The following is a 19064-nucleotide window of genomic DNA, read 5'->3' as shown; positions in this document are numbered from 1 at the left end:
TCTCCGTGGCTGGGGTGTTCGTCAGGCGATCGGTGAACAGACTTCCACCAGTGTTCCGTCCGGGCAGCGCACGTAGGAAACGATCTGGCCCCAGGGTTTGCTGGCAGGCTCGGCGATTTCACTGGCGCCGGCGGCCAGCGCTCTGGCGTGAGCCGCGTGAACGTCGTCGGTGACCAGGGCGACTTCCATGCCCAGTGGTTTGGCGCTGGCGTGGGCTGATACGTGGCCGGTACTGAAATTCATGGCGGCCAGTTCATCGGCGGCGAAGGCCAGGGCGGTCTCACCGGTTTCCAGTTCGCCATAGGTGCCCGACTCATGGACAAAGCGCACGGCGAACCCGAAGGCTGCGGAGAAAAAATCGAGCGACGCGCTAACGTCGGGGACGTAGATGATCAGGTAGCCGAACTTCATCAGTGAACACTCCTTGTCGTGCCGATTGAAGCGCGAATCTAGCACGTTGCTTCGCGGGCCTGCGAGGTTCTTGCTGATGCCGTAGCGCGGCAGCAGGTTGGCGACGGCGTAGCTGCTCCGGGTGAAAGAGTGCAGGTCGCTGCCGCCATTTGCCGTTCTAGTGTGCAACTCCCGTAATCGGCAACACCTACGCTTGCGACTGTCCCGTTATCGGAAATAGACGCCAGGTGTCGTGCCGGTCATGGCTTTGAAAAAAGCAATGAACGCGCTGTCGCTGGCAAACCCCAACTCGAAAGCGCTGTAGCTGATGTTGCGACCGGTGGCGAGCAGTTCGATGGCGCGCATCAGACGCCACTGCTGGCGCCATTGCTGATAACCCATGCCTGTTTCCCGCTGGAATATCCGTCCAATGGTTTTGCTACTGGCACCAACTCTCGTGGCCAATACGTCTAGCTGTGGCGGCAGGTCTTCGAGCGTGGTCAGCAAGGGCGCCAAACGATGATCCCGAGGCAGGGGCAATAGCATAGGCTGGAGGCTGGCCTCACGGATTTCACCCAGACACAATTCCAGCAGATGCATGAACTTGCCCTGTTGCCAGTCGGTGTCGAACGGGGCCATGGCAATCGGTTCCAGCACCGCCTGCAGCAACGGGCTGACCTCGATCACGCAGACCTTACGGGGTAACGATGCAGACAGTTGCGGTGTCAGGTAAACGGATCGGTAGTCGACGCTTTGTTGCATGACTGCGCGATGGCTAACCCTTGGCGGGATCCATGCCGCGCGCGATGGGGGCAACAGGCACAACTGTCCGGCCAGGGTGATTCGGGTGCAACCCTGGCGGGTGAACAGCAACTGCCCGCGCTCGTGCTCATGCAGGCCTGAGTCATGGTTGCCCAGGCAGGCTGCAATGCCAATGACCTCGGCGGCATATACGTCCGGGTCGAAAGACGCCTGAGCTTCAAGCCATGCCATACATTGTCCGATTCTAGTGGTTTGTTGTCTTGATCAAGATAATACGTCAATAACAGTTCTTTAAAATCACCACCCTTCTTTTAGGTGAGTGAGCCCTCATGAACACCAGTAACCTGCTACGCCTGGCCATTGCCCTGTTGATGTTTGGGCAGGTCGCACAAACCCTCTACAGTCCGGCGTTAACCGATATCGGACAAGTATTTCGGGTGACGCCTGCCGTCGCCGCCCAGCTTCTATCAGTGTACTTTCTGGCATTCGCCGCCGGCGTGGTGGTGTGGGGGCGAGCCTGTGACCAGATCGGTCGACGACCCACGATGCTCGCGGGCCTGGCAGTGTATGTCGTCGCCTCGGTCATGGCTCTGGGGGCCAGCACCTTCAGTGTTCTGCTGGCGGTGCAAGCGCTGGCAGCCTTCGGTGCTGCGGTTGGTTCGGTGGGGACACAAACAGTGTTGCGGGATCTTTTCGAGGGGGCGGCGTTGGCACGCGTGTTCTCCCTGGTCGGCATGGCCCTGGCAATCAGTCCGGCGCTGGGTCTCTTTGCCGGTATGACGCTGGTTAGCGAATTTGGTTATCGAGGTGTGCAGGTTTGTCTTTTGATGTTGGCATTGGCCCTGGTCGCCTGGTGTGCCTGGACTTTACCCGAGACGCGACCTGAGCGCCGTTGCGCACCCCCCCTGTTCGCGACCTTGTGGCTGATGCTCAAGGACATCGCGATCTGGCGTTCAGCATTGTTGGTGGCGGTATTCAACATTGCGATTTTCAGCTACTACAGCCTCGCGCCCTTCGAGTTTCAACGCTTGGGACTGAGTCCGGAACTGTTTGGCTATAGCGGAGTGATTCTTGCCCTTGGATCGGGACTGGGGGCGGTGTTGAACACGCAGTTGCTCAAACGCTCTGTAAAGGGACCACACCTGATCGCGCTGGCTGGGGTTGCGGCGTTGCTGGGGGCGATAGGGGTACAAGGACTGCACGCCAGTGTCTGGTTCCTCGCGCCGATGCTGTTGGTGGTTATGGCGTTTGGCATAGCGATCCCCAATATCCTGGGTTCAGCACTGGCGGCTTATCGCGATCGTTTGGGGACTGCCGGCGCCTTGTTTGGCTTGATGTATTACATTTTGATAGGCAGTGGCCTGATGCTCGCGGGCTGGAGTCAAAACCTGGGCGGCACGTTGCTGGTCTGCGCTGGGGTGGCGGTACTGTTGAGCTGGCAGGCCCAACCGCTTGGCCTGATCTACGACCGATAGCACCTGTTTTTACTGGTCCGTGGGGGGATGAAGCGGCAATTGGTCAAAGCTCCGAGGAATGAATTGCCGGCCTTAATAGGAAGCATTACTATTCGCGCTCTCGCCACCACAGCACGCCGTGATGACCCCCAAGCTGCCCCGCACAAGCGGATTTTTCGAGCATTACGAAGAGTTGGTCGGAACCTGGACGCGCCGGTTGAGAAATCGCCAGCAAGCCGAGGACCTGGCCCACGACACCTTCGTGCGGGTGCTTGAATCCGACTCGGTGGCGGTACAGCAGCCGCGGGCCTATTTGCATCAGACCGCTCGCAATATCGCGGTGGACGGTTATCGGCGTGAGGATCGGCGAGGTGCCATGGAGTCCGAGGCGGTCGATCTCAGTGTGTCGTCGGTAGATGACCCGGAGCATTACATGCACGCGATCCAGCTGGCTGACTCCATCGAGCGGGCGCTCACAGAACTGCCTGCCAACTGTCGCAAGGTGTTCGTCTGGCAGAAGCTCGAGGGGCTGACCCAGGCCGAAATCGCCGAACGCCTGGGCCTGTCTAAAAACATGGTGGAAAAGTATATGATCCGCACCCTGCGGCATTTACGTGACCGCCTGGACGGTGCCGCCCAATGATCGGCCGCCTTGTTCCAGCCACAGCCAGACAGGACCTTCCATGATGGATACTCGTGATTGCGCGTGCGGGCGAACGACGGTTCGCGACGAGGCGGCGCTGTGGTTCACGCGCTTGCAAGATGCACCGCTTGGCGATAATGATCAGCACCGCTTCGACGCCTGGCTGGATGAGCACCCTCAACACCGCGACGAACTCCAGTTGCTGCAAACCCTGTGGAGCGTCGCTGACCTGCTGCCCAAGGCACGGTTGCAAGCATTGTGCGAGGCCCCGCCCATGCGGACCAAACGCCGCCCGCTGGTGCGTTATGCCGTGGCCGCCAGTGTGCTGGCACTGGCGGTTGGCATTGGCCTGTTCAGTGGCCTGAATCAGCCGGGTCGCTACACCGCGGAGTTTTCCACGGCCTCCGGCGAGCGCCGCCAGGTGAGCTTGCCGGATGGCTCGCTGATGGATTTGAACAGCCGCAGTCGGGTCCAGGTGCATTTTGAAAACAACCGTCGTGGGATCGAACTGATCCAGGGCGAGGCCATGTTCAGTGTCGAACACGACAGCCATCGACCCTTTGTGGTCGAGGCGGGTGCCGGCAAGGTCACGGTCACCGGCACGCGCTTTGATGTGCGCCGCGACAACACTGAAACCCGGGTGGCGGTCGAGCAGGGCACGGTCAGGGTGCAGGGCCGCGAGGCGCCCGACAACGAATTCGTCAACCTCACTGCCGGTCTGGGGACTCGGATTGATGCCAGCGGGCAGGTCGCCCAGGCCCGGGCGGTCGATACCCAGGCCCTGACGGCGTGGCGCAGCGGCAAGCTGGTGTTCAACGATGCCAGCCTCAGCGAAGTGGCCGAGGAAGTGTCGCGCTATCGGGACACGCCGCTGAGGGTGAGCGACGCGACGGTGGGCAATCTGCGCCTGACCAGCGTGTTCAAGTCCGACAACACAGAGGCCTTGCTCAAGGCCCTGCCGAGCATCCTACCAGTGGCCATCCGCACGCTCGATGACGGCAGCCAGGAAATAATTGCGCGATAGATTCAGGTTTTTTTCGAGTTCTTCGTCTTCTTGTCCAACTGCAACTGGTTTGCATTAACAGACGCACTTCTTTGCGATCAACAGGACAACGTTCGACGTGAAAAATACCCGCGCTAAAAACAACAAATCCGCCACGTGTTCCTCCCGTTGGCTGCCACTGGCCCTTGCCCTGGCCGTCAACGCCGCCATGCCTTCGGCGTACGCCGAGCAGGCCGCCGGCGACATCCACATTCAGGCGCAACCGTTGGGCGAGGCCTTGACGCAGCTGGGGCAGCAGACGTCCCTGCAGGTATTTTTCAACCCGGAACTGGTGGCCGGAAAACAGGCGCCCGCGGTGGACGGCAACCTGTCGCCGGAGCAAGCCCTGCGTCAGCTGTTGCAGGGTAGCGGCCTGGACTACCGGATCGATGAAGGTTCGGTGACCTTGAGTCCTGCCGCGTCATCCGCGACGGGCGTAACCGATGGTCCGCTGGAGTTGGGGGTGACCGACATCAAAGTGGTGGGGGACTGGCTCGGCGATGCCGATGCCGCCGTGGTGCAGAACCACCCGGGCGCGCGTACGGTGATCCGTCGCGAGGCCATGGTAGAGCAGGGCGCGATGAACGTCGGCGATGTGCTCAAACGCGTGCCTGGTGTACAGGTGCAGGACGCCAACGGCACCGGTGGCAGCGACATTTCCCTGAATGTTGGCGTGCGTGGCCTGACCTCGCGCCTGTCACCGCGTTCCACCGTACTGATTGATGGCGTACCGGCCGCGTTTGCGCCGTACGGCCAGCCGCAACTGTCCATGGCACCGATTTCTTCCGGCAACCTGGACAGCATTGATGTGGTGCGAGGGGCCGGCTCCGTGCGTTACGGACCGCAGAACGTTGGCGGGGTGATCAACTTCGTGACCCGGGCGATCCCGGAAAAAGCCACGGGTGAAATCGGCACGACCCTGGAAACCTCCCAGTACGGTGGCTGGAAGCATATCGACACGGCGTTTCTGGGCGGCACCGCCGACAACGGTATCGGCATGGCGCTGTTGTATTCGGGGGTCAACGGCAATGGCTACCGTGAGAGCAACAACGACAACGACATCGATGACGTGATCCTCAAGACGCACTGGGCACCGACCGACTTCGACGACTTCTCGCTGAACTTCCACTATTACGATGCCGAGGCCGACATGCCCGGCGGCCTGACCCAAAAACAGTACGATGAAGACCCGTTCCAGTCGGTGCGCGACTATGACAAATTCAGTGGCCGGCGCAAGGATGTGTCCTTCAAGTGGATCCGCGAGATCGACGAGCGCACCCAGGCCGAGGTGCTGACTTACTACTCCGACAGCTACCGTGGCAGCACCATTGCCGCGCGTGATCAGAAGACCCTCAGCTCCTATCCGCGCACCTACTACACCTTCGGCATCGAGCCGCGGGTTTCTCATGTGTTCGACGCCGGCCCCACGACCCAGGAAGTCAGTGTGGGTTACCGCTACCTGAAGGAAGGCATGCACGAGCAGGCCAGTCGCGTGGCGCTGGTGAACAACCAGCCGGTGCAGACCCCGAGCTCGGACGGTCATGTGTATCAGGACCGCACCGGTGGCACCGAGGCCAATGCGTTCTATGTGGACAACAAGATCGATGTCGGTAACTGGACCCTCACGCCGGGCATCCGCTTCGAGGACATCAGCACCGAATGGCATGACCGCCCGGTCCTCGATACGTCGGGCAAACCGGTCCAGGAAAAGCGCCGCAGCATCGACAGTCACGAGCCGTTGCCGGCCCTGAGCGTGATGTACCACATGTCCGATGCCTGGAAGCTGTTTGCCAACTACGAAACCTCCTTTGGCGCCTTGCAGTACTTCCAACTGGGGCAGGGCGGCTCGGGTGACCAGACCGCTAGCGGGCTGAACCCGGAAAAGGCCAAGACCTACGAAATCGGTACCCGCTACAACGATGACGCGTGGGGCGGTGAAGTGACGTTGTTCTACATCGACTTCGACGATGAACTGCAATACATCAGCAACGATGTGGGTTGGACCAACATGGGTGCCACCACGCACCGTGGAGTGGAAGCGTCGGTGCACTACAACATGGCCGCGCTTGATCCACGGCTTGATGGCCTGACCGCCAATGCCGGCTTCACCTACACCCGCGCGGTGTACGAAGGCGATATTCCAGGGTTCAAGGGACAAGACCTGCCGTTCTACTCCCGCCAGGTCGCCACGGCCGGCCTGCGCTACGACATCAACCGCTGGACCTATAACCTCGATGCGTTCGCCCAGTCCAAGCAGCATTCACCGGGCACCGGGATCAATGCCGATGGCAGCTTCAACGGCGACTACATCACCGAAGGCACGGCCGATGGTCAGTACGGCGACATCCCGGGTTATGTGCTCTGGAATGCACGTGCCGGTTATGACTTCGGCGCGCAATTGTCGAACCTCAAGCTCGGTGCCGGGGTCAAGAACATCTTCGACAAGCAGTACTTCACCCGTTCCAGCGACAACAACTCAGGGATCTACGTCGGCGCCCCGCGCACGTTCTTCGTGCAGGCCAGCGTCGGCTTCTGACAGGCCCTGCGGTCATGCTGTTCAGTCAAGCGGGGGTACACCCCGCCGGGCTGCATGGCAGGCCCAAGGAGCGTCGTCGGGTTTTTTCTGAAAGGCCACAATGGCTTTGTCGGGGGTGCTTCGTTTCCCTGCGCAAGTCGAGGACAGCCACTTACCGATGTACTCCTGCTTACTGGCGATGCAAGGGGCGTCGATTATCGAGCGGGTCAAACTGGAAGGCTTGTCCCGCGACAAGGTGTGCCTGCTTGCATTTATCGGCGCATCGCTTAAGTTTCGTGGTGCCGACGTCGCGCCGATTTGCCCGGTGGCGTTGCCGATCAACTCGCCGCATGCCCTCGGACAGGAGCCTATTGATGACGTGTTTTTTTGATGCTCGCGGCAATATCTATGGGGTTGTCAGCCCGGTTGAGTTGCGCCGGCGAGGGGTCGAGTTGCCTGCGGACCCGCACCAGGCGGCGCAACAGCGTGCGCTCTGGGCCGTGGCCGCGATCGAGGCGTGCTGCAATTGGGCCCCCGGCACCCAACCGGCCGGGGGCAAGCAGCACCGTTCGGACGGGTTGCTGGTCGGCCCGTTTCAGGCCGCGCCGCCGTATGACCTGCTGATCGTCAATACCGACGGCACACTGGCGGAACGCAGTGGTAACGGCCTGACGATTTTCTCCCAGGCGCTGACCGAGCAGGGCTTGATGCCGACGCAGGGGCATTGCGTGCTCAAGGTTCATCACGACAAGCACGATACGTCGTCGCCCGTTGCCACCTCGGTCGAGCCGGCACAGGTCGAGGGTGTGCAGGGTTTCTGGCTGGACTTGGGCAAACCGGCGTTCGGAGCGGACGCAGTGGGGGCCAGGGCGGTGCAGACCCGGATGCTCGATCGACATGAACTGAGCCATGTGCCGGGGCTCGCCGGGCTGAATCCACAATGGGCCCACAGCCGCTTCGTGCGCATCGGCAACCCTCATTGCGTCACGCTGGTGGCGGATGGCAGCGGGTTGCCGAGCCATCGGCAGATGGTCGAACCGGTGCTGTTGGCCGGGTTGACCCGAATCGCCTTTGCTCAACCCGTTGGTGCGGGCGAGCCCTGTGGGGCGGGCGTCAACCTGCAATGGGCAACACTGGAATCGGCCAACCGGATTGCCGCACGGGTGTTCGAACGGGGCGAAGGGCCGACCGCATCGTCCGGCACCAGTGCCAGCGCAGTCGCCTGCGCGGCATGGAGCGTGGGTTGGGTAACAGCAGGCGCGGTGGCGGTGGTCATGCCGGGCGGCACGGCCCCGGTGTTGCTCGAAGAACGAGGCGGTGAGTTGCAGCGGGTCCGATTGTTCGGGACCGCGCGATCGATGGCGTGAGCTTGAGGCCTGCCGGGTCACTGCCGCTATAGGGCCGATCCGAACAGGTCAACCACCGGCATCTGGCGCTTCATCAACACCTTGCCATCGCGAATCGAATACAGCGCCGAGCCCTGGCTGCGAATCACCTCATAATCGCTGTCGGCCGACAGGATCAGCAGGTTCGCCGAGCGTCCCGGTTCCAGCCCGTAGCGCTCACCCAGGGCCATGGCCTTGGCGCTGTTGTCGGTCACCAGGTCCAGGGCGCTTTGCAGGTTACGGTAGCCGAGCATATGGCAGATGTGCAGGCCGGCTTCGAGCACCCGCAGGATGTTGCCGTTGCCCAATGGGTACCAGGGGTCGACGATGGAGTCCTGACCGAAGCACACGTTCATGCCGGCCTCCAGCAATTCGTTGACCCGGGTCACGCCCCGGCGTTTCGGGAAGGTGTCGAAACGCCCTTGCAAGTGAATGCTTTCGGTCGGGCAGGAGACAAAACTGATCCCCGAGTGTCCGAGCAGGCGAAACAGCTTGGCGCAGTAGGCGTTGTCGTAGGAGCCCATGGCCGTGGTGTGGCTGGCGGTGACCCGTGAGCCCATGTCGCGGCTGCGAGCCTCTTCGGCCAGCACTTCCAGAAAGCGCGAATGGGGGTCGTCGGTTTCGTCGCAATGCACGTCCACCAGGCAGCCGGTGCGTTCGGCCAGGTCCATCAGGAATTTCACCGAGCTGACACCTTGGTCGCGGGTGTACTCGAAGTGGGGAATCCCGCCGACCACATCGGCGCCCAGGCCAATCGCTTCCTCCATCAGCTCACGACCCTTGCGAAAGGACTCGATGCCTTCCTGCGGGAAGGCGACGATTTGCAGGTCGATCAGGTGCCGGCTTTCCTCGCGCAATTCCAGCATGGCCTTGAGCGCGGTCAGTTGCGGGTCGGTGACGTCGACGTGGGTGCGCACATGCTGGATGCCGTGGGCGGCGAGGGCGTTGATGGTTTTTTTCGCCCGGCTCTTGGTGTCTTCCAGAGTGATGGTCGCCTTGCGCTCGCCCCAGCGCTCGATGCCCTCGAATAGCGTGCCGCTCATGTTCCAGCGTGGCTCACCGGCCGTCAGCGTGGCGTCGAGGTGGATGTGCGGCTCGACAAAGGGGGGCACCACCAGGTTACCGCCAGCGTCGAGGTCTTCAGGGCCGAGGGTCGGCGCCTCGGTCTGACGGGCAATGCTGGCGATCAGGCCGTTTTCCAGGTGCAGTTCATGCAAACCTTCACGGTTGCGCAGGCGGGCGTTGATGATGTGCATGGCGAGTCCTTTTGTCGGTCGATAGCGCCGGGCGATTCCTGAATCATAGGCATAAAAAAACCACCGGTCTCGGTGGTTTTCTCGATAGCGCCGGCTTACTCGCCGTGGTAGATGCAACCACTGGTGCAGGTCTCGTGGATGCGGATCGCGCTGAGCTCCGGCAGCAGGGGCTTCAATTCGTTCCAGATGAACTTGGCCAGGACTTCGCTGGTTGGATTTTCCAGGCCGGGAATGTCGTTCAGGTAATTGTGGTCCAGGCGCTCGTAGAGCGGCTTGAAGATCGCCTTGATCTCGGAGAAGTCACGGATCCAGCCGGTGTGCGGGTCGAGGTCGCCACTCAGGTGAATCGCCACCTTGAACGAGTGACCGTGCAGGCGACCGCATTTGTGGCCTTCCGGCACATGGGGCAGGCGGTGGGCGGATTCGAACGTAAACTCTTTGAAAATTTCCACGGTGGTTTGAGCTCTGTCAGGTGGCTATCGCCCGCGGCGATGGGGCAGGCCGCGAGTTTAACAGCTTGAAATAACGCTTGCGGGAAAACACTGACTAAAGGGTCAACAGACGGTCGCCCAGGCGTCCACTGGCGCACAGTTCGAGGAATTCGTCGCCCAGGCGCTGGCTCTCGTCCATGGCGGTCTTCCAGTAGTGCTGGCGGCCGGCCGGATCGCCCATGAAGCGCTTGAAATCGTTCCTGTCAGGCAGCTTGCCGTAGGGCAGGCGTGACAGGTAATGCCTGGATGGTGCCAGCAGCAGGACATCCTGCAAGCGCACAGGGCAGGCCCGACGCCAGGGCAGCGTTTTATCGAACCAGCCGGGAATGACCCGGTCGGTGAAGTGCGGGTAGAGCACGATGTCGGTGCCGCTGTAGGGCAGGTCGAGGTGGTAATCGAGCAAGCCGCCGTCACGGAAAGTGCCGGCTCCGGCGCCTGGCAGGTCACGCACACCTTCCATGACCATCGGGATCGAGCCCGAGGCGAGCAGCGCCTGGCGCAGGTTGCCGGCGTTCAGTGGCACAAAGCGCGAGGGGAAGTCGTCGAGCGCGTTGAGCGGTGGAGCCAGGCGTGGGTCATGGACAATCAGTCGTTCGAAATGTCGAGACAGGCGCGAGCGGCCGCGCAGGTTGTCGGCGATCACCGAGGACAGGCCCAGCCCGAGCCGGCCGCGATGGTCATCGGCCAACAGGCCATGACTTTTCACCACCATGATGTTCAACCGATAGAAGGGGTTGTCCAGCAGCAAGGCATCGCGCCCGTCGAGCAGGTCATCGAGCATGCGCTGGGAGCTCTGGCTGATCTGCGCCATGCTCACGCCCTTGGCAAAACGCTGGGCGTTGTACAGCTCGCCCAGACGCCTGATGCCTTCGGCGGCGTCCGGCAGGCAGGCACTGGCGAAGCGCCAGGAACCCACGGACGCGCCGATCAACGAGCGCTCGCGGGGCGCGGCCGGTAGCCATTCGCCGAACAGCGCCAGGTCCAGGCCTTGAATGCCCAGGGCCTTGGGCCCTCCGGCGGCACCGGGCAGGGTGCCGACATCGTGCGCCTTCAAGCCGTCCTGGCGAATCCGGGCGAAGGCCCGTGGGCCTGCCTTGAGGGTCAGTGCCGGGAATTTGATGTGGATAGCGGTCATGCCGGCCTCTGTACTGGCGAGTGGGGGATTATATGCCTGTGTGACGGGACAACGCGTTACGACTATCGACGAGGGCGATTCAGGTTGAATTAAGTTCACAGGGTTAGGCTGATGCCCATACTGACTCGGAGACGCTCCATGAAAACCCTGACCGCAGCGTTCGCCGCCGCCCTCGTCAGCCTGACCGCCAGCCTTGCTCACGCCCGCGACCTGGGGCCTGATGAAGCCCTGAGACTGCGCGACGCTGGTACCATTCAATCTTTCGAAACACTCAACGCCACAGCCCTGGCCTTGCATCCTGGAGCAAGCGTGCAGGAAACCGAACTGGAAGAGGCCTATGGCAAGTACCTCTACCAGGTCGAGTTGCGCGACCAGCAAGGCATCGAATGGGATCTGGAATTGGACGCCGTCAGTGGGCAAGTACTCAAGGATCATCAGGATACGTAATGAAGGTTAATTTGCGCGCTTATGGCCTGACGGCCCTGACGCTGGTGTTTTTTTGCTCCGTGGGCGTGGCCCGTGACCTGGATCAGGACGAAGCCTTGAGCCTGCGTCAGAAGGGCGTGATCCTGCCGCTGGAGCAGCTGTTGCAGCAGGCGCTGGACCGCCATCCCGGCGCCAAGTTGTTGGAAGCGGAGCTTGAGGAGAAACGCGGCCTCTACATCTATGAAGTTGAACTGCTCACCCCCGAAGGCGTGGTGCGCGAGCTGGACCTTGACGCCGCTACCGGCCGTTTACTCGAAGACAAGGAAGATTGATCGATGCGTTTGCTTCTGGTGGAAGACCACGTGCCGCTGGCCGACGAGTTGCTGGCCGGCCTCAATCGCCAGGGTTATGCCGTGGACTGGTTGGCCGATGGCCGCGATGCGGTGCATCAGGGCAGCACCGAACCCTATGATCTGATCGTCCTCGATCTGGGGCTGCCGGGACTGCCGGGGCTTGAAGTGCTCAGCCGCTGGCGCGCCGCGGGCCTGGCCACGCCGGTGCTGGTGCTGACCGCACGCGACTCCTGGGCCGAACGCATCGAAGGCCTCAAGGCCGGGGCCGATGACTACCTGACCAAGCCCTTTCACCCGGAAGAACTGCACCTGCGGATTCAGGCACTGCTGCGCCGCGCCCACGGCCAAGCCAACCAGCCGACACTCAACGCCGCCGGGTTGCAGCTCGATGAGGGCCGCCAGTGTGTGATGCGTGACGGTGCCGACATTCAGCTGACCGCCGCCGAGTTCCGCCTGCTGCGCTATTTTATGCTGCACCCCGAGCAGATCCTGTCCAAGAGCCATCTCGCCGAACACCTCTACGACGGTGAAACCGAGCGCGACTCCAACGTCCTGGAAGTTCACGTTAATCATCTGCGGCGCAAGCTGGGGCGCAGCGTGATTGAAACCCGTCGTGGCCAGGGTTACCTGTTCGGTGGGCAAGCCCGGTGAAATCGATCCAGCGGCGTTTGAGCCTGGGGTTGATCAGCGTGATGCTGGTCGTCGGCCTGGTGCTGGCGCACACCAGCCTGTGGTTGTTTGAAGAGAGCATGCAACGTTATCTGGAAGCGGGCCTGCGCAACGACAGTGAGAACCTGCTGGTGGCGCTGGTTCGAGGCCCGCAGGGGTTGCAGCTGGATGAGCGACGGCTGTCGCCGGCTTATCAGCGGCCCTTTTCCGGGCAGTATTTCCGCATCGACTTTGGCGATACCCATTGGCGTTCACGCTCGCTGTGGGATCAGGAATTACCGCTGCTCGATAAACCGGGGTTGCACGACAACCTGCAACTGGGCCCCGATGGTCAGCAGCTACTGGTATTGCGTTCGGACTACCGGCGCCTGGGGCAATCGATTTCCATCAGCGTGGCCCTGGATTACACCCCGGTGCGCGCGAGCTTCCAACGCATGCGCCAGGTTGGCCTGGGGCTGGGGCTGGCGGGGCTGTTGGTGATTTTGCTGTTGCAGCGCGTCACGGTGCGGCGAGCCTTGCGCCCGCTGGAAAGTGCCCGCGAGCAGATCGCCCAGTTGCAACAAGGCCAGCGTTCGCAACTGGACGCGCACGTGCCCCGGGAGCTGGAGCCTTTGGTGGCGCAGATCAACCATTTGCTGGCGCATACCGAAGACAGCCTCAAGCGCTCGCGCAATGCCTTGGGCAACCTCGGCCATGCGTTGAAGACGCCGCTGGCGGTGCTGTTGAGCCTGGCATCGAGCGAAAAACTCGACGCCCATCCAGACCTGCGCAGGATTCTGCAAACGCAATTGGAGCAGGTGCAGCAGCGCCTGCACCGGGAACTCAACCGTGCGCGGCTGGCCGGTGATGCCTTGCCCGGCGCACAGTTCGATTGCGCTGCCGAACTGCCGGGGCTGTTGGCCACCCTGAACATGATCCATGGCGAACACCTGCATCTGAGCTACACCGCCGCCCCGGGCCTGCAACTGCCGTGGGACCGGGAAGACTTGCTGGAGTTGCTCGGCAACCTGCTGGACAACGCCTGTAAATGGGCCGACGCCGAGGTGCGTTTGAGCGTGGTGCAAGTGGGCGAAGGTTTTGTGCTGGCCGTGGAAGACGACGGTCCGGGGATTCCCGAAGCGCAACGCGACCAGGTATTCAGTCGCGGTACTCGCCTCGATGAGCAAACCCATGGGCATGGCCTGGGGTTGGGCATCGTGCGCGATATCGTCGACGCCTGGGGTGGGCAATTGCGGCTGGAGGAAAGCGAGTGGGGCGGGTTGAAGGTGACGATCGAGTTGCCCGGGTAGTGATCAGTGTGGCGAGGGAGCAAGCTCCCTCGCCACACAAGTAACATTCAGACGCGGAACTGATCCATCAGGCTCTGTTGCTGATTGGCCAGAGTGTTGAGCGACTGGCTGACCCGCGCCGATTCATTGGCCTGGCCCGACAGCGACTCCGTCACGTCACGGATGGTTGCCACGTTGTTGTTGATTTCCTCGGCCACGGCGCTCTGCTCTTCGGCAGCGCTGGCGATCTGCAGGTTCATGTCGCTGATCACTGTCACCGCATCGCCAATCTGCCGCAGGGCGGTGACCGCCTGGCCGACTTGCTCGACACTGCCTTGTGCCTGGCGATGACTGTTGCTCATGGAGCCGACCACCTCCTGGGTGCCGCTTTGCAGCTGCTCGATCACCTGGCGGGTTTCTTCCACCGACTCCTGGGTACGGCGTGCCAGGTTGCGCACTTCATCGGCCACTACGGCAAAACCACGACCGGCTTCCCCGGCGCGGGCCGCTTCGATGGCAGCGTTGAGCGCCAGCAGGTTGGTCTGTTCGGCGATGGCGCGAATTACTTCCAGCACCGAGCCGATCTTCTCGCTGTTGGCGGCCAGGCCTTCGACCTGCGTCATGGCGGTGCTCATGTCGGCGGCCAGACTGTCGATGCTGTGGGTGGTCCGGTCGATCACGGTCAGGCCCTGGCGGGTGGCCTGATCGGCTTCCCGTGCGGCCTGCGCGGCCTGGGCGGCGCTGCGGGCGACGTCCTGTGCGGTCGCACTCATCTCGTGGGAGGCGGTGGCCACCTGGTCGACCTGACGGTACTGCTGCTCCATACCGGCACTGGTCTGGGTGGCGATGGCCGATGATTGATCGGCGGTGCTGCGCGCGTCCTGCACCGAGCGTTTGACCTCGGCGATGATCGGCTGCAGTTTGTCGAGGAAGCGGTTGAACCAGCCGGCCAACTGACCGAGTTCGTCGTGCTTGTCGTAGACCAGGCGGCGGGTCAGGTCGCCTTCGCCGCTGGCGATGTCTTCGAGCATGTGCGCCACGCCGAGAATCGGCCGGGTGACGCTGCGCGCCATCAGCCACACCAGCAACAGGCCGATGACCGCCGCCATCAGGCCCAGGCTCAGTTCAATCAAGGTGCCGGTGGTGGTGCGTTCATCGAGTTCGTTCTTGAGAGCCTCCGCCGGGCCTACCAGCACTTTCTCCGGCACGTCGAGCAATACGCCCCAGGCATTGCCGCCTGGAATCGGCTCGAACGGCGACAGCACTTTGAGTTGGCCGTTGCTGTGCAGGCTGTGGGTCTCGCGGCTGCCGCCGAGCATGCGCAGCAATTCAGTACCGCTGGTCTTATCCACCATGTCCAGGCGCTGGCTGAGCTTGCTGGCGTCGGGGCTGTAACCGGCGATCAGGCCCACGGGGCTCAAGATGCTGACGCTGGTCTGGCCATCGTAGAGCTTGTGGCTGGCTTGCTGGCTGATCGCCTGCAGGCTGTTGAGGTTGATGTCAACCGACAGCGAGGCGATGACCTTGCCGTTCACCATCAGCGGGAAGACGATGCTGGTCATCAGCACGTTCTGGCCATCGATCACATAAAAATACGGCTCGATCACACAGGGCTTGAGGGTGGCGCGAGGGCAGGTGAACCAGGCATTGGCCGGCTCGCCGCTAGGGCCGGTGCGGGTGTCGGCCATGTCGCTTTCGGGCAGCGACATCGAGTTCAGCTTGCCGGCGGTCGGTTGCGACCAGTACAGGGCAAAGCGCCCCTTGTCGTTGCTGCCCAGTTCATCCTGGCCGATGAACAGCTCGTCCTTGCCGTCCAGGGCATTGGCTTCGAACACCAGCGACAGGCCGAGCAACTGTGGGTTGGCCTGCAGCGCCGACTTGACCTGCCGGGTCAGGTCTTCACGCAGGTCGAAGGCATCCAGGAAGCGCTTCTCGGCCTGTTCGCGCAGGAACAGCACCTGACGCGAGAACCCGTGACCATATTGATAGGCGTCCATGAACTGCTGACGAATCCCCAACGCCTGGACTTCACCCTGGGCCTCGATGCGTGCCTGGGCGGCTTCGGTGAGCATGGTCATGCTCGACGCCTTGACCAGTTGCGAGCTGTGCTCCATGCGGTACAGCGAAAGACCCACCAGCAGGGTCACGATGCCGGCCAGGCACAGCCCGGCGAGCAGCGTGATTTTCCATTGAATGGAAAGTTGTCTGAGCGACATGGACGCATCCTTATTCGATAAATATCTGCGACTTTGCACTGTAACGGCATCAAAGCCGCTTTCTTGAGCGACCGGCGTGAGGCGACCGGTGACGAAAAAGCTTGCCGCTCAACACTTGCAGCTTGCCGCTGCTTGCTTCACAGTGCGCGCCCTCTAATAAAACCTCCTTCCATCCGACGTCGGCACCTGCAGCCGGCTGGCCGGACTCATTCCGTTTGCGCAGGTTTTACCTGCGACTGTGCTCTGAGGTAACGATGATTAATGCTGTAATTGCCGCGGTCGGCATCATGCTGGTACTCAGCCTGTCCCGCGTGCATGTGGTGATCGCGCTGATCGTGGGGGCGCTGGTGGGTGGTCTGACCGGCGGCCTGGGGATGGAGGGGACGCTCAAGGCCTTCAATGGCGGCCTGGGTGGCGGTGCCACCGTGGCGTTGTCCTACGCCTTGCTCGGCGCTTTCGCGGTGGCGATTGCCAAGTCGGGGCTGGCCCACGCCCTGGCCGACAAGGCCCTGGCCCTGGTCGACCGTCAGGACGCCAACGGCGGCGGTCAGGTCAAGTGGCTGTTGATCGGCCTGCTCTGGGTGGTGGCCATCGCCTCGCAGAACATCCTGCCGATCCATATCGCCTTCATCCCGTTGCTGGTACCGCCGTTGCTGTACGTGCTGACCAAGCTGCAACTGGATCGCCGGTTGATTGCCTGTGTCATGACCTTTGGCCTGATCACGCCGTACATGTTTCTGCCGGTGGGGTTCGGCAATATCTTCCTGAACGAGATTCTGCTGGCCAACGTGGCCAAGAGCGGTGTCGACATCAGTGGCATCAACGTCACCCATGCCATGGGCATTCCGGCCCTGGGCATGGTCTTCGGCTTGTTGATGGCGTTTGTCAGCTACCGTAAGAAACGCGTGTATGACCTGGAGAAAATCGAGCGGGTCGAACAGGTCACGGTGCAATACAACCCGTTGACCCTGATGGTTGCCGGGCTCGCCATCGCCGCGGCGTTCATCATTCAGCTGCTGCTGGATTCGATGATTATCGGCGCGCTGGCCGGGTTTCTGATCTTCTCGGTGTCGGGCGTGGTGCGCTGGCGCGAGACGGACGACCTGTTTACCGAAGGCATGAAAATGATGGCGATGATCGGCTTCATCATGATCGCCGCCTCGGGGTTTGCCGAGGTCATGAAGGCCACGGGTGAAGTGCAGACTCTGGTACAAACCTCGGCCGCGTGGATCGGCCACAGTAAGGGGGTTGGCGCGTTGTTGATGCTGCTGGTCGGCCTGCTGGTGACCATGGGTATCGGCTCATCGTTTTCCACGGTGCCGATTCTCGCCGCGATCTTCGTGCCGCTGTGCGTGCAACTGGGGTTCAGCCCGCTGGCCATCGTCTGCATTGTCGGCACCGCAGGGGCGCTGGGCGATGCCGGCTCACCGGCCTCCGATTCGACCCTGGGCCCGACCTCCGGCCTGAACATCGACGGTCAGCATCACCACATCTGGGACACCGTGGTCCCGACCTTCCTCCACTACAACCTGCCATTGCTGGCGTTTGGTTGGGTGGCGGCGATGGTCTTGTAAGCGCATAGCACAGACCTTTCTCGCCTTGATCGTTCCCGCGTGGGGACGATCAAGCGCGGTGGCGACGCTCACGAAACTGCCCCCGGCTTCACCCCTCGCGCACATCGCGCATCAACAACCCGAACTGTAGATCCACCGCATCCGGAATCGGCAGGTAGACGGTGTGCCCGTCGCCGGGCGCCACATCAATGGCTTCACCCTTGGTGTTCTGCAGTTGCTGCAGGTCGAAGTGGAAGTTGCCCTTGGGGGTCATCAGTTCCATGTGATCGCCCAGGGCGAAGCGGTTCTTCACCTTGACCTCGGCCAGGCGCTCGTGGCGCTTGCCGGTCAGTTCGCCGACGAACTGCTGGCGTTCCGAGACGGAGCTGCCGTTCTGGTAGTTCTGGTATTCGTCGTGCACGTGACGGCGCAGGAAACCTTCGGTGTAACCACGTTGGGCCAGGGACTCCAGGTCAGTCATCAGGTTGCGGTCGAACGGCCGGCCGGCCACGGCATCGTCGATCGCACGGCGATACACCTGAGTGGTGCGGGCGCAGTAGAAGTGGGATTTGGTCCGACCCTCGATCTTCAGCGAATGCACGCCCATCCGGGTCAGCCGTTCAACGTGCTGTACCGCGCGCAGGTCCTTGGCGTTCATGATGTAGGTGCCGTGTTCGTCTTCGAAGGCGGGCATCAGTTCATCCGGACGGTTGGCTTCCTGCAACAGGAATACCTGGTCGGTCGGCGCGCCAATGCCCAGCACCGGCTCCGGCACAAAGCTCTGGACGATGTCCCCCGTGGCATTTTCCGTGGCCGGTTGCGCCGAGTACTTCCAGCGGCAGGCGTTGGTGCAGGTGCCCTGATTGGCGTCGCGCTTGTTCATGTACCCCGACAGCAGGCAGCGCCCGGAGTAGGCCATGCACAGCGCGCCGTGCACGAACACTTCCAGCTCCATGGCCGGTACGTGCTGGCGGATCTCGGCGATCTCTTCCAGCGACAATTCCCGGGACAGGATGATTCGGCTCAGGCCTTGCTGCTGCCAGAACTCCACGCTCGCCCAGTTCACTGTGTTGGCTTGCACGGACAGGTGGATCGGCATCTGGGGGAAGTGTCGGCGCACCAGCATGATCAGCCCGGGGTCGGACATGATCAGCGCGTCCGGGGCCATGGCGATGACCGGTTCCAGGTCCTTGAGGAAGGTTTTCAGCTTGGCGTTGTGCGGGGCAATGTTCACCACCACGTAAAAACGCTTGCCCTGGGCCTGGGCCTCGCGAATGCCGAGGGCCAGGTTGGCGTGATCGAACTCGTTGTTACGCACCCGCAAGCTGTAGCGCGGCTGCCCGGCATAGACCGCGTCGGCGCCGTAGGCGAAGGCATAGCGCATGTTTTTCAGGGTGCCGGCAGGGGCGAGCAGTTCAGGCGTGGCGAGGGTCATGGCGGCATCGATCGCAAAAGCTCGCGAGGGTAAAGCAGATGCGTCAGGTGATTATTGATCTGGATCTATGC

At 62.2% G+C, this 19064-nt stretch carries 18 protein-coding genes and 1 pseudogene; 11 read left to right on the top strand and 8 right to left on the bottom strand.

The genetic code is table 11. From position 1 onward, the window contains the following. Nucleotides 1-21: 21 nt before the first annotated feature. Together CKW07_RS03965 and CKW07_RS03960 are read right to left on the bottom strand one after the other, a co-directional pair. A complete protein-coding gene (locus tag CKW07_RS03965) occupies nt 22-411 on the bottom strand; it encodes a VOC family protein (protein WP_095143699.1) in 390 nt (129 codons plus the stop codon). Nucleotides 412-618: 207 nt separating this feature from the next. After that, nucleotides 619-1383, bottom strand: a complete 765-nt coding sequence (locus tag CKW07_RS03960; RefSeq protein ID WP_095143698.1) for a helix-turn-helix transcriptional regulator — start codon at nt 1381-1383, stop codon at nt 619-621. 98 nt (nt 1384-1481) lie between these two features. Between CKW07_RS03960 and CKW07_RS03955 the strand changes: the two genes are divergently transcribed. From CKW07_RS03955 to CKW07_RS03930, 6 genes are all read left to right on the top strand, one after another. Next, a complete protein-coding gene (locus tag CKW07_RS03955) occupies nt 1482-2627 on the top strand; it encodes an MFS transporter (protein WP_095143697.1) in 1146 nt (381 codons plus the stop codon). A 121-nt stretch (nt 2628-2748) separates the two neighbouring features. Then, entirely contained in the window at nt 2749-3249 is a 501-nt protein-coding gene (locus CKW07_RS03950; protein ID WP_095143696.1) for a sigma-70 family RNA polymerase sigma factor, read from the top strand. A gap of 40 nt (nt 3250-3289) precedes the next feature. Continuing rightward, entirely contained in the window at nt 3290-4273 is a 984-nt protein-coding gene (locus CKW07_RS03945; protein ID WP_095143695.1) for a FecR family protein, read from the top strand. 97 nt (nt 4274-4370) lie between these two features. Next, on the top strand, nt 4371-6827 hold the full coding sequence (locus tag CKW07_RS03940) for a TonB-dependent receptor (protein ID WP_095143694.1): 2457 nt from the start codon (nt 4371-4373) through the stop codon (nt 6825-6827). 115 nt (nt 6828-6942) lie between these two features. After that, the gene (locus CKW07_RS03935) at nt 6943-7197 is read left to right on the top strand and encodes a hypothetical protein (protein ID WP_218192025.1); all 255 of its coding nucleotides are present in this window, start codon (nt 6943-6945) and stop codon (nt 7195-7197) included. Continuing rightward, entirely contained in the window at nt 7181-8173 is a 993-nt protein-coding gene (locus tag CKW07_RS03930) for a diaminopimelate epimerase (RefSeq protein WP_095143692.1), read from the top strand. The genes CKW07_RS03935 and CKW07_RS03930 overlap by 17 nt, the downstream gene beginning before the upstream one ends. Before the next feature lie 26 nt (nt 8174-8199). Here the strand turns inward: CKW07_RS03930 and codA are convergent, their stop codons facing one another. From codA to CKW07_RS03915, 3 genes are all read right to left on the bottom strand, one after another. Beyond that, nucleotides 8200-9447, bottom strand: a complete 1248-nt coding sequence (gene codA / locus CKW07_RS03925; protein ID WP_095143691.1) for a cytosine deaminase — start codon at nt 9445-9447, stop codon at nt 8200-8202. A 95-nt stretch (nt 9448-9542) separates the two neighbouring features. Continuing rightward, nucleotides 9543-9899: a 6-carboxytetrahydropterin synthase QueD gene (gene queD / locus CKW07_RS03920; RefSeq protein WP_081744008.1), complete on the bottom strand. Its 357-nt coding sequence runs from the start codon at nt 9897-9899 to the stop codon at nt 9543-9545. Between the two features lie 94 nt (nt 9900-9993). Then, nucleotides 9994-11073 (bottom strand): hypothetical protein, encoded by a 1080-nt coding sequence (locus CKW07_RS03915; protein WP_095143690.1) that lies wholly within the window; start codon nt 11071-11073, stop codon nt 9994-9996. Between the two features lie 138 nt (nt 11074-11211). Here CKW07_RS03915 and CKW07_RS03910 point away from each other — a divergent pair, with 138 nt between their 5' ends. Genes CKW07_RS03910 through CKW07_RS03895 form a run of 4 tightly spaced genes read left to right on the top strand, consistent with a single transcriptional unit; the run spans nt 11212 to nt 13810 of the window. After that, nucleotides 11212-11520 carry a PepSY domain-containing protein gene (locus CKW07_RS03910; protein WP_095143689.1) on the top strand — a complete coding sequence of 103 codons (309 nt, stop codon included), beginning with the start codon at nt 11212-11214 and terminating at the stop codon, nt 11518-11520. Continuing rightward, nucleotides 11520-11831 (top strand): PepSY domain-containing protein, encoded by a 312-nt coding sequence (locus tag CKW07_RS03905; protein WP_095143688.1) that lies wholly within the window; start codon nt 11520-11522, stop codon nt 11829-11831. Before CKW07_RS03910 ends, CKW07_RS03905 begins: the two co-directional genes overlap by 1 nt. Before the next feature lie 3 nt (nt 11832-11834). Further along, nucleotides 11835-12503 carry a response regulator transcription factor gene (locus tag CKW07_RS03900; protein WP_095143687.1) on the top strand — a complete coding sequence of 223 codons (669 nt, stop codon included), beginning with the start codon at nt 11835-11837 and terminating at the stop codon, nt 12501-12503. Next, nucleotides 12500-13810, top strand: a complete 1311-nt coding sequence (locus CKW07_RS03895) for a sensor histidine kinase (protein WP_095143686.1) — start codon at nt 12500-12502, stop codon at nt 13808-13810. Before CKW07_RS03900 ends, CKW07_RS03895 begins: the two co-directional genes overlap by 4 nt. A 47-nt stretch (nt 13811-13857) precedes the next feature. Here CKW07_RS03895 and CKW07_RS25890 read toward each other — a convergent pair whose 3' ends face one another. Next, nucleotides 13858-14613 (bottom strand): methyl-accepting chemotaxis protein, encoded by a 756-nt coding sequence (locus tag CKW07_RS25890; protein WP_371850639.1) that lies wholly within the window; start codon nt 14611-14613, stop codon nt 13858-13860. Nucleotides 14614-14715: 102 nt separating this feature from the next. Next, a pseudogene (locus CKW07_RS25885) lies at nt 14716-14862 on the bottom strand (HAMP domain-containing protein); the annotation flags it as partial. Between the two features lie 1400 nt (nt 14863-16262). On the opposite strand from CKW07_RS25885, the gene CKW07_RS03885 reads away from it, so the two are divergent. Then, on the top strand, nt 16263-17579 hold the full coding sequence (locus CKW07_RS03885) for a Na+/H+ antiporter family protein (RefSeq protein WP_172736476.1): 1317 nt from the start codon (nt 16263-16265) through the stop codon (nt 17577-17579). 88 nt (nt 17580-17667) lie between these two features. On the opposite strand, the gene yegQ is transcribed toward CKW07_RS03885, so the two are convergent. Beyond that, the gene (yegQ, locus tag CKW07_RS03880) at nt 17668-18993 is read right to left on the bottom strand and encodes a tRNA 5-hydroxyuridine modification protein YegQ (protein WP_095143684.1); all 1326 of its coding nucleotides are present in this window, start codon (nt 18991-18993) and stop codon (nt 17668-17670) included. Between the last annotated feature and the right edge of the window lie 71 nt (nt 18994-19064).

This window comes from Pseudomonas sp. Irchel s3b6 (assembly GCF_900187415.1).
Classification (GTDB): domain Bacteria; phylum Pseudomonadota; class Gammaproteobacteria; order Pseudomonadales; family Pseudomonadaceae; genus Aquipseudomonas.
The sequence above is the reverse complement of the archived record's forward strand: the minus strand, read 5'-3'. Positions and strand labels throughout refer to the sequence as shown.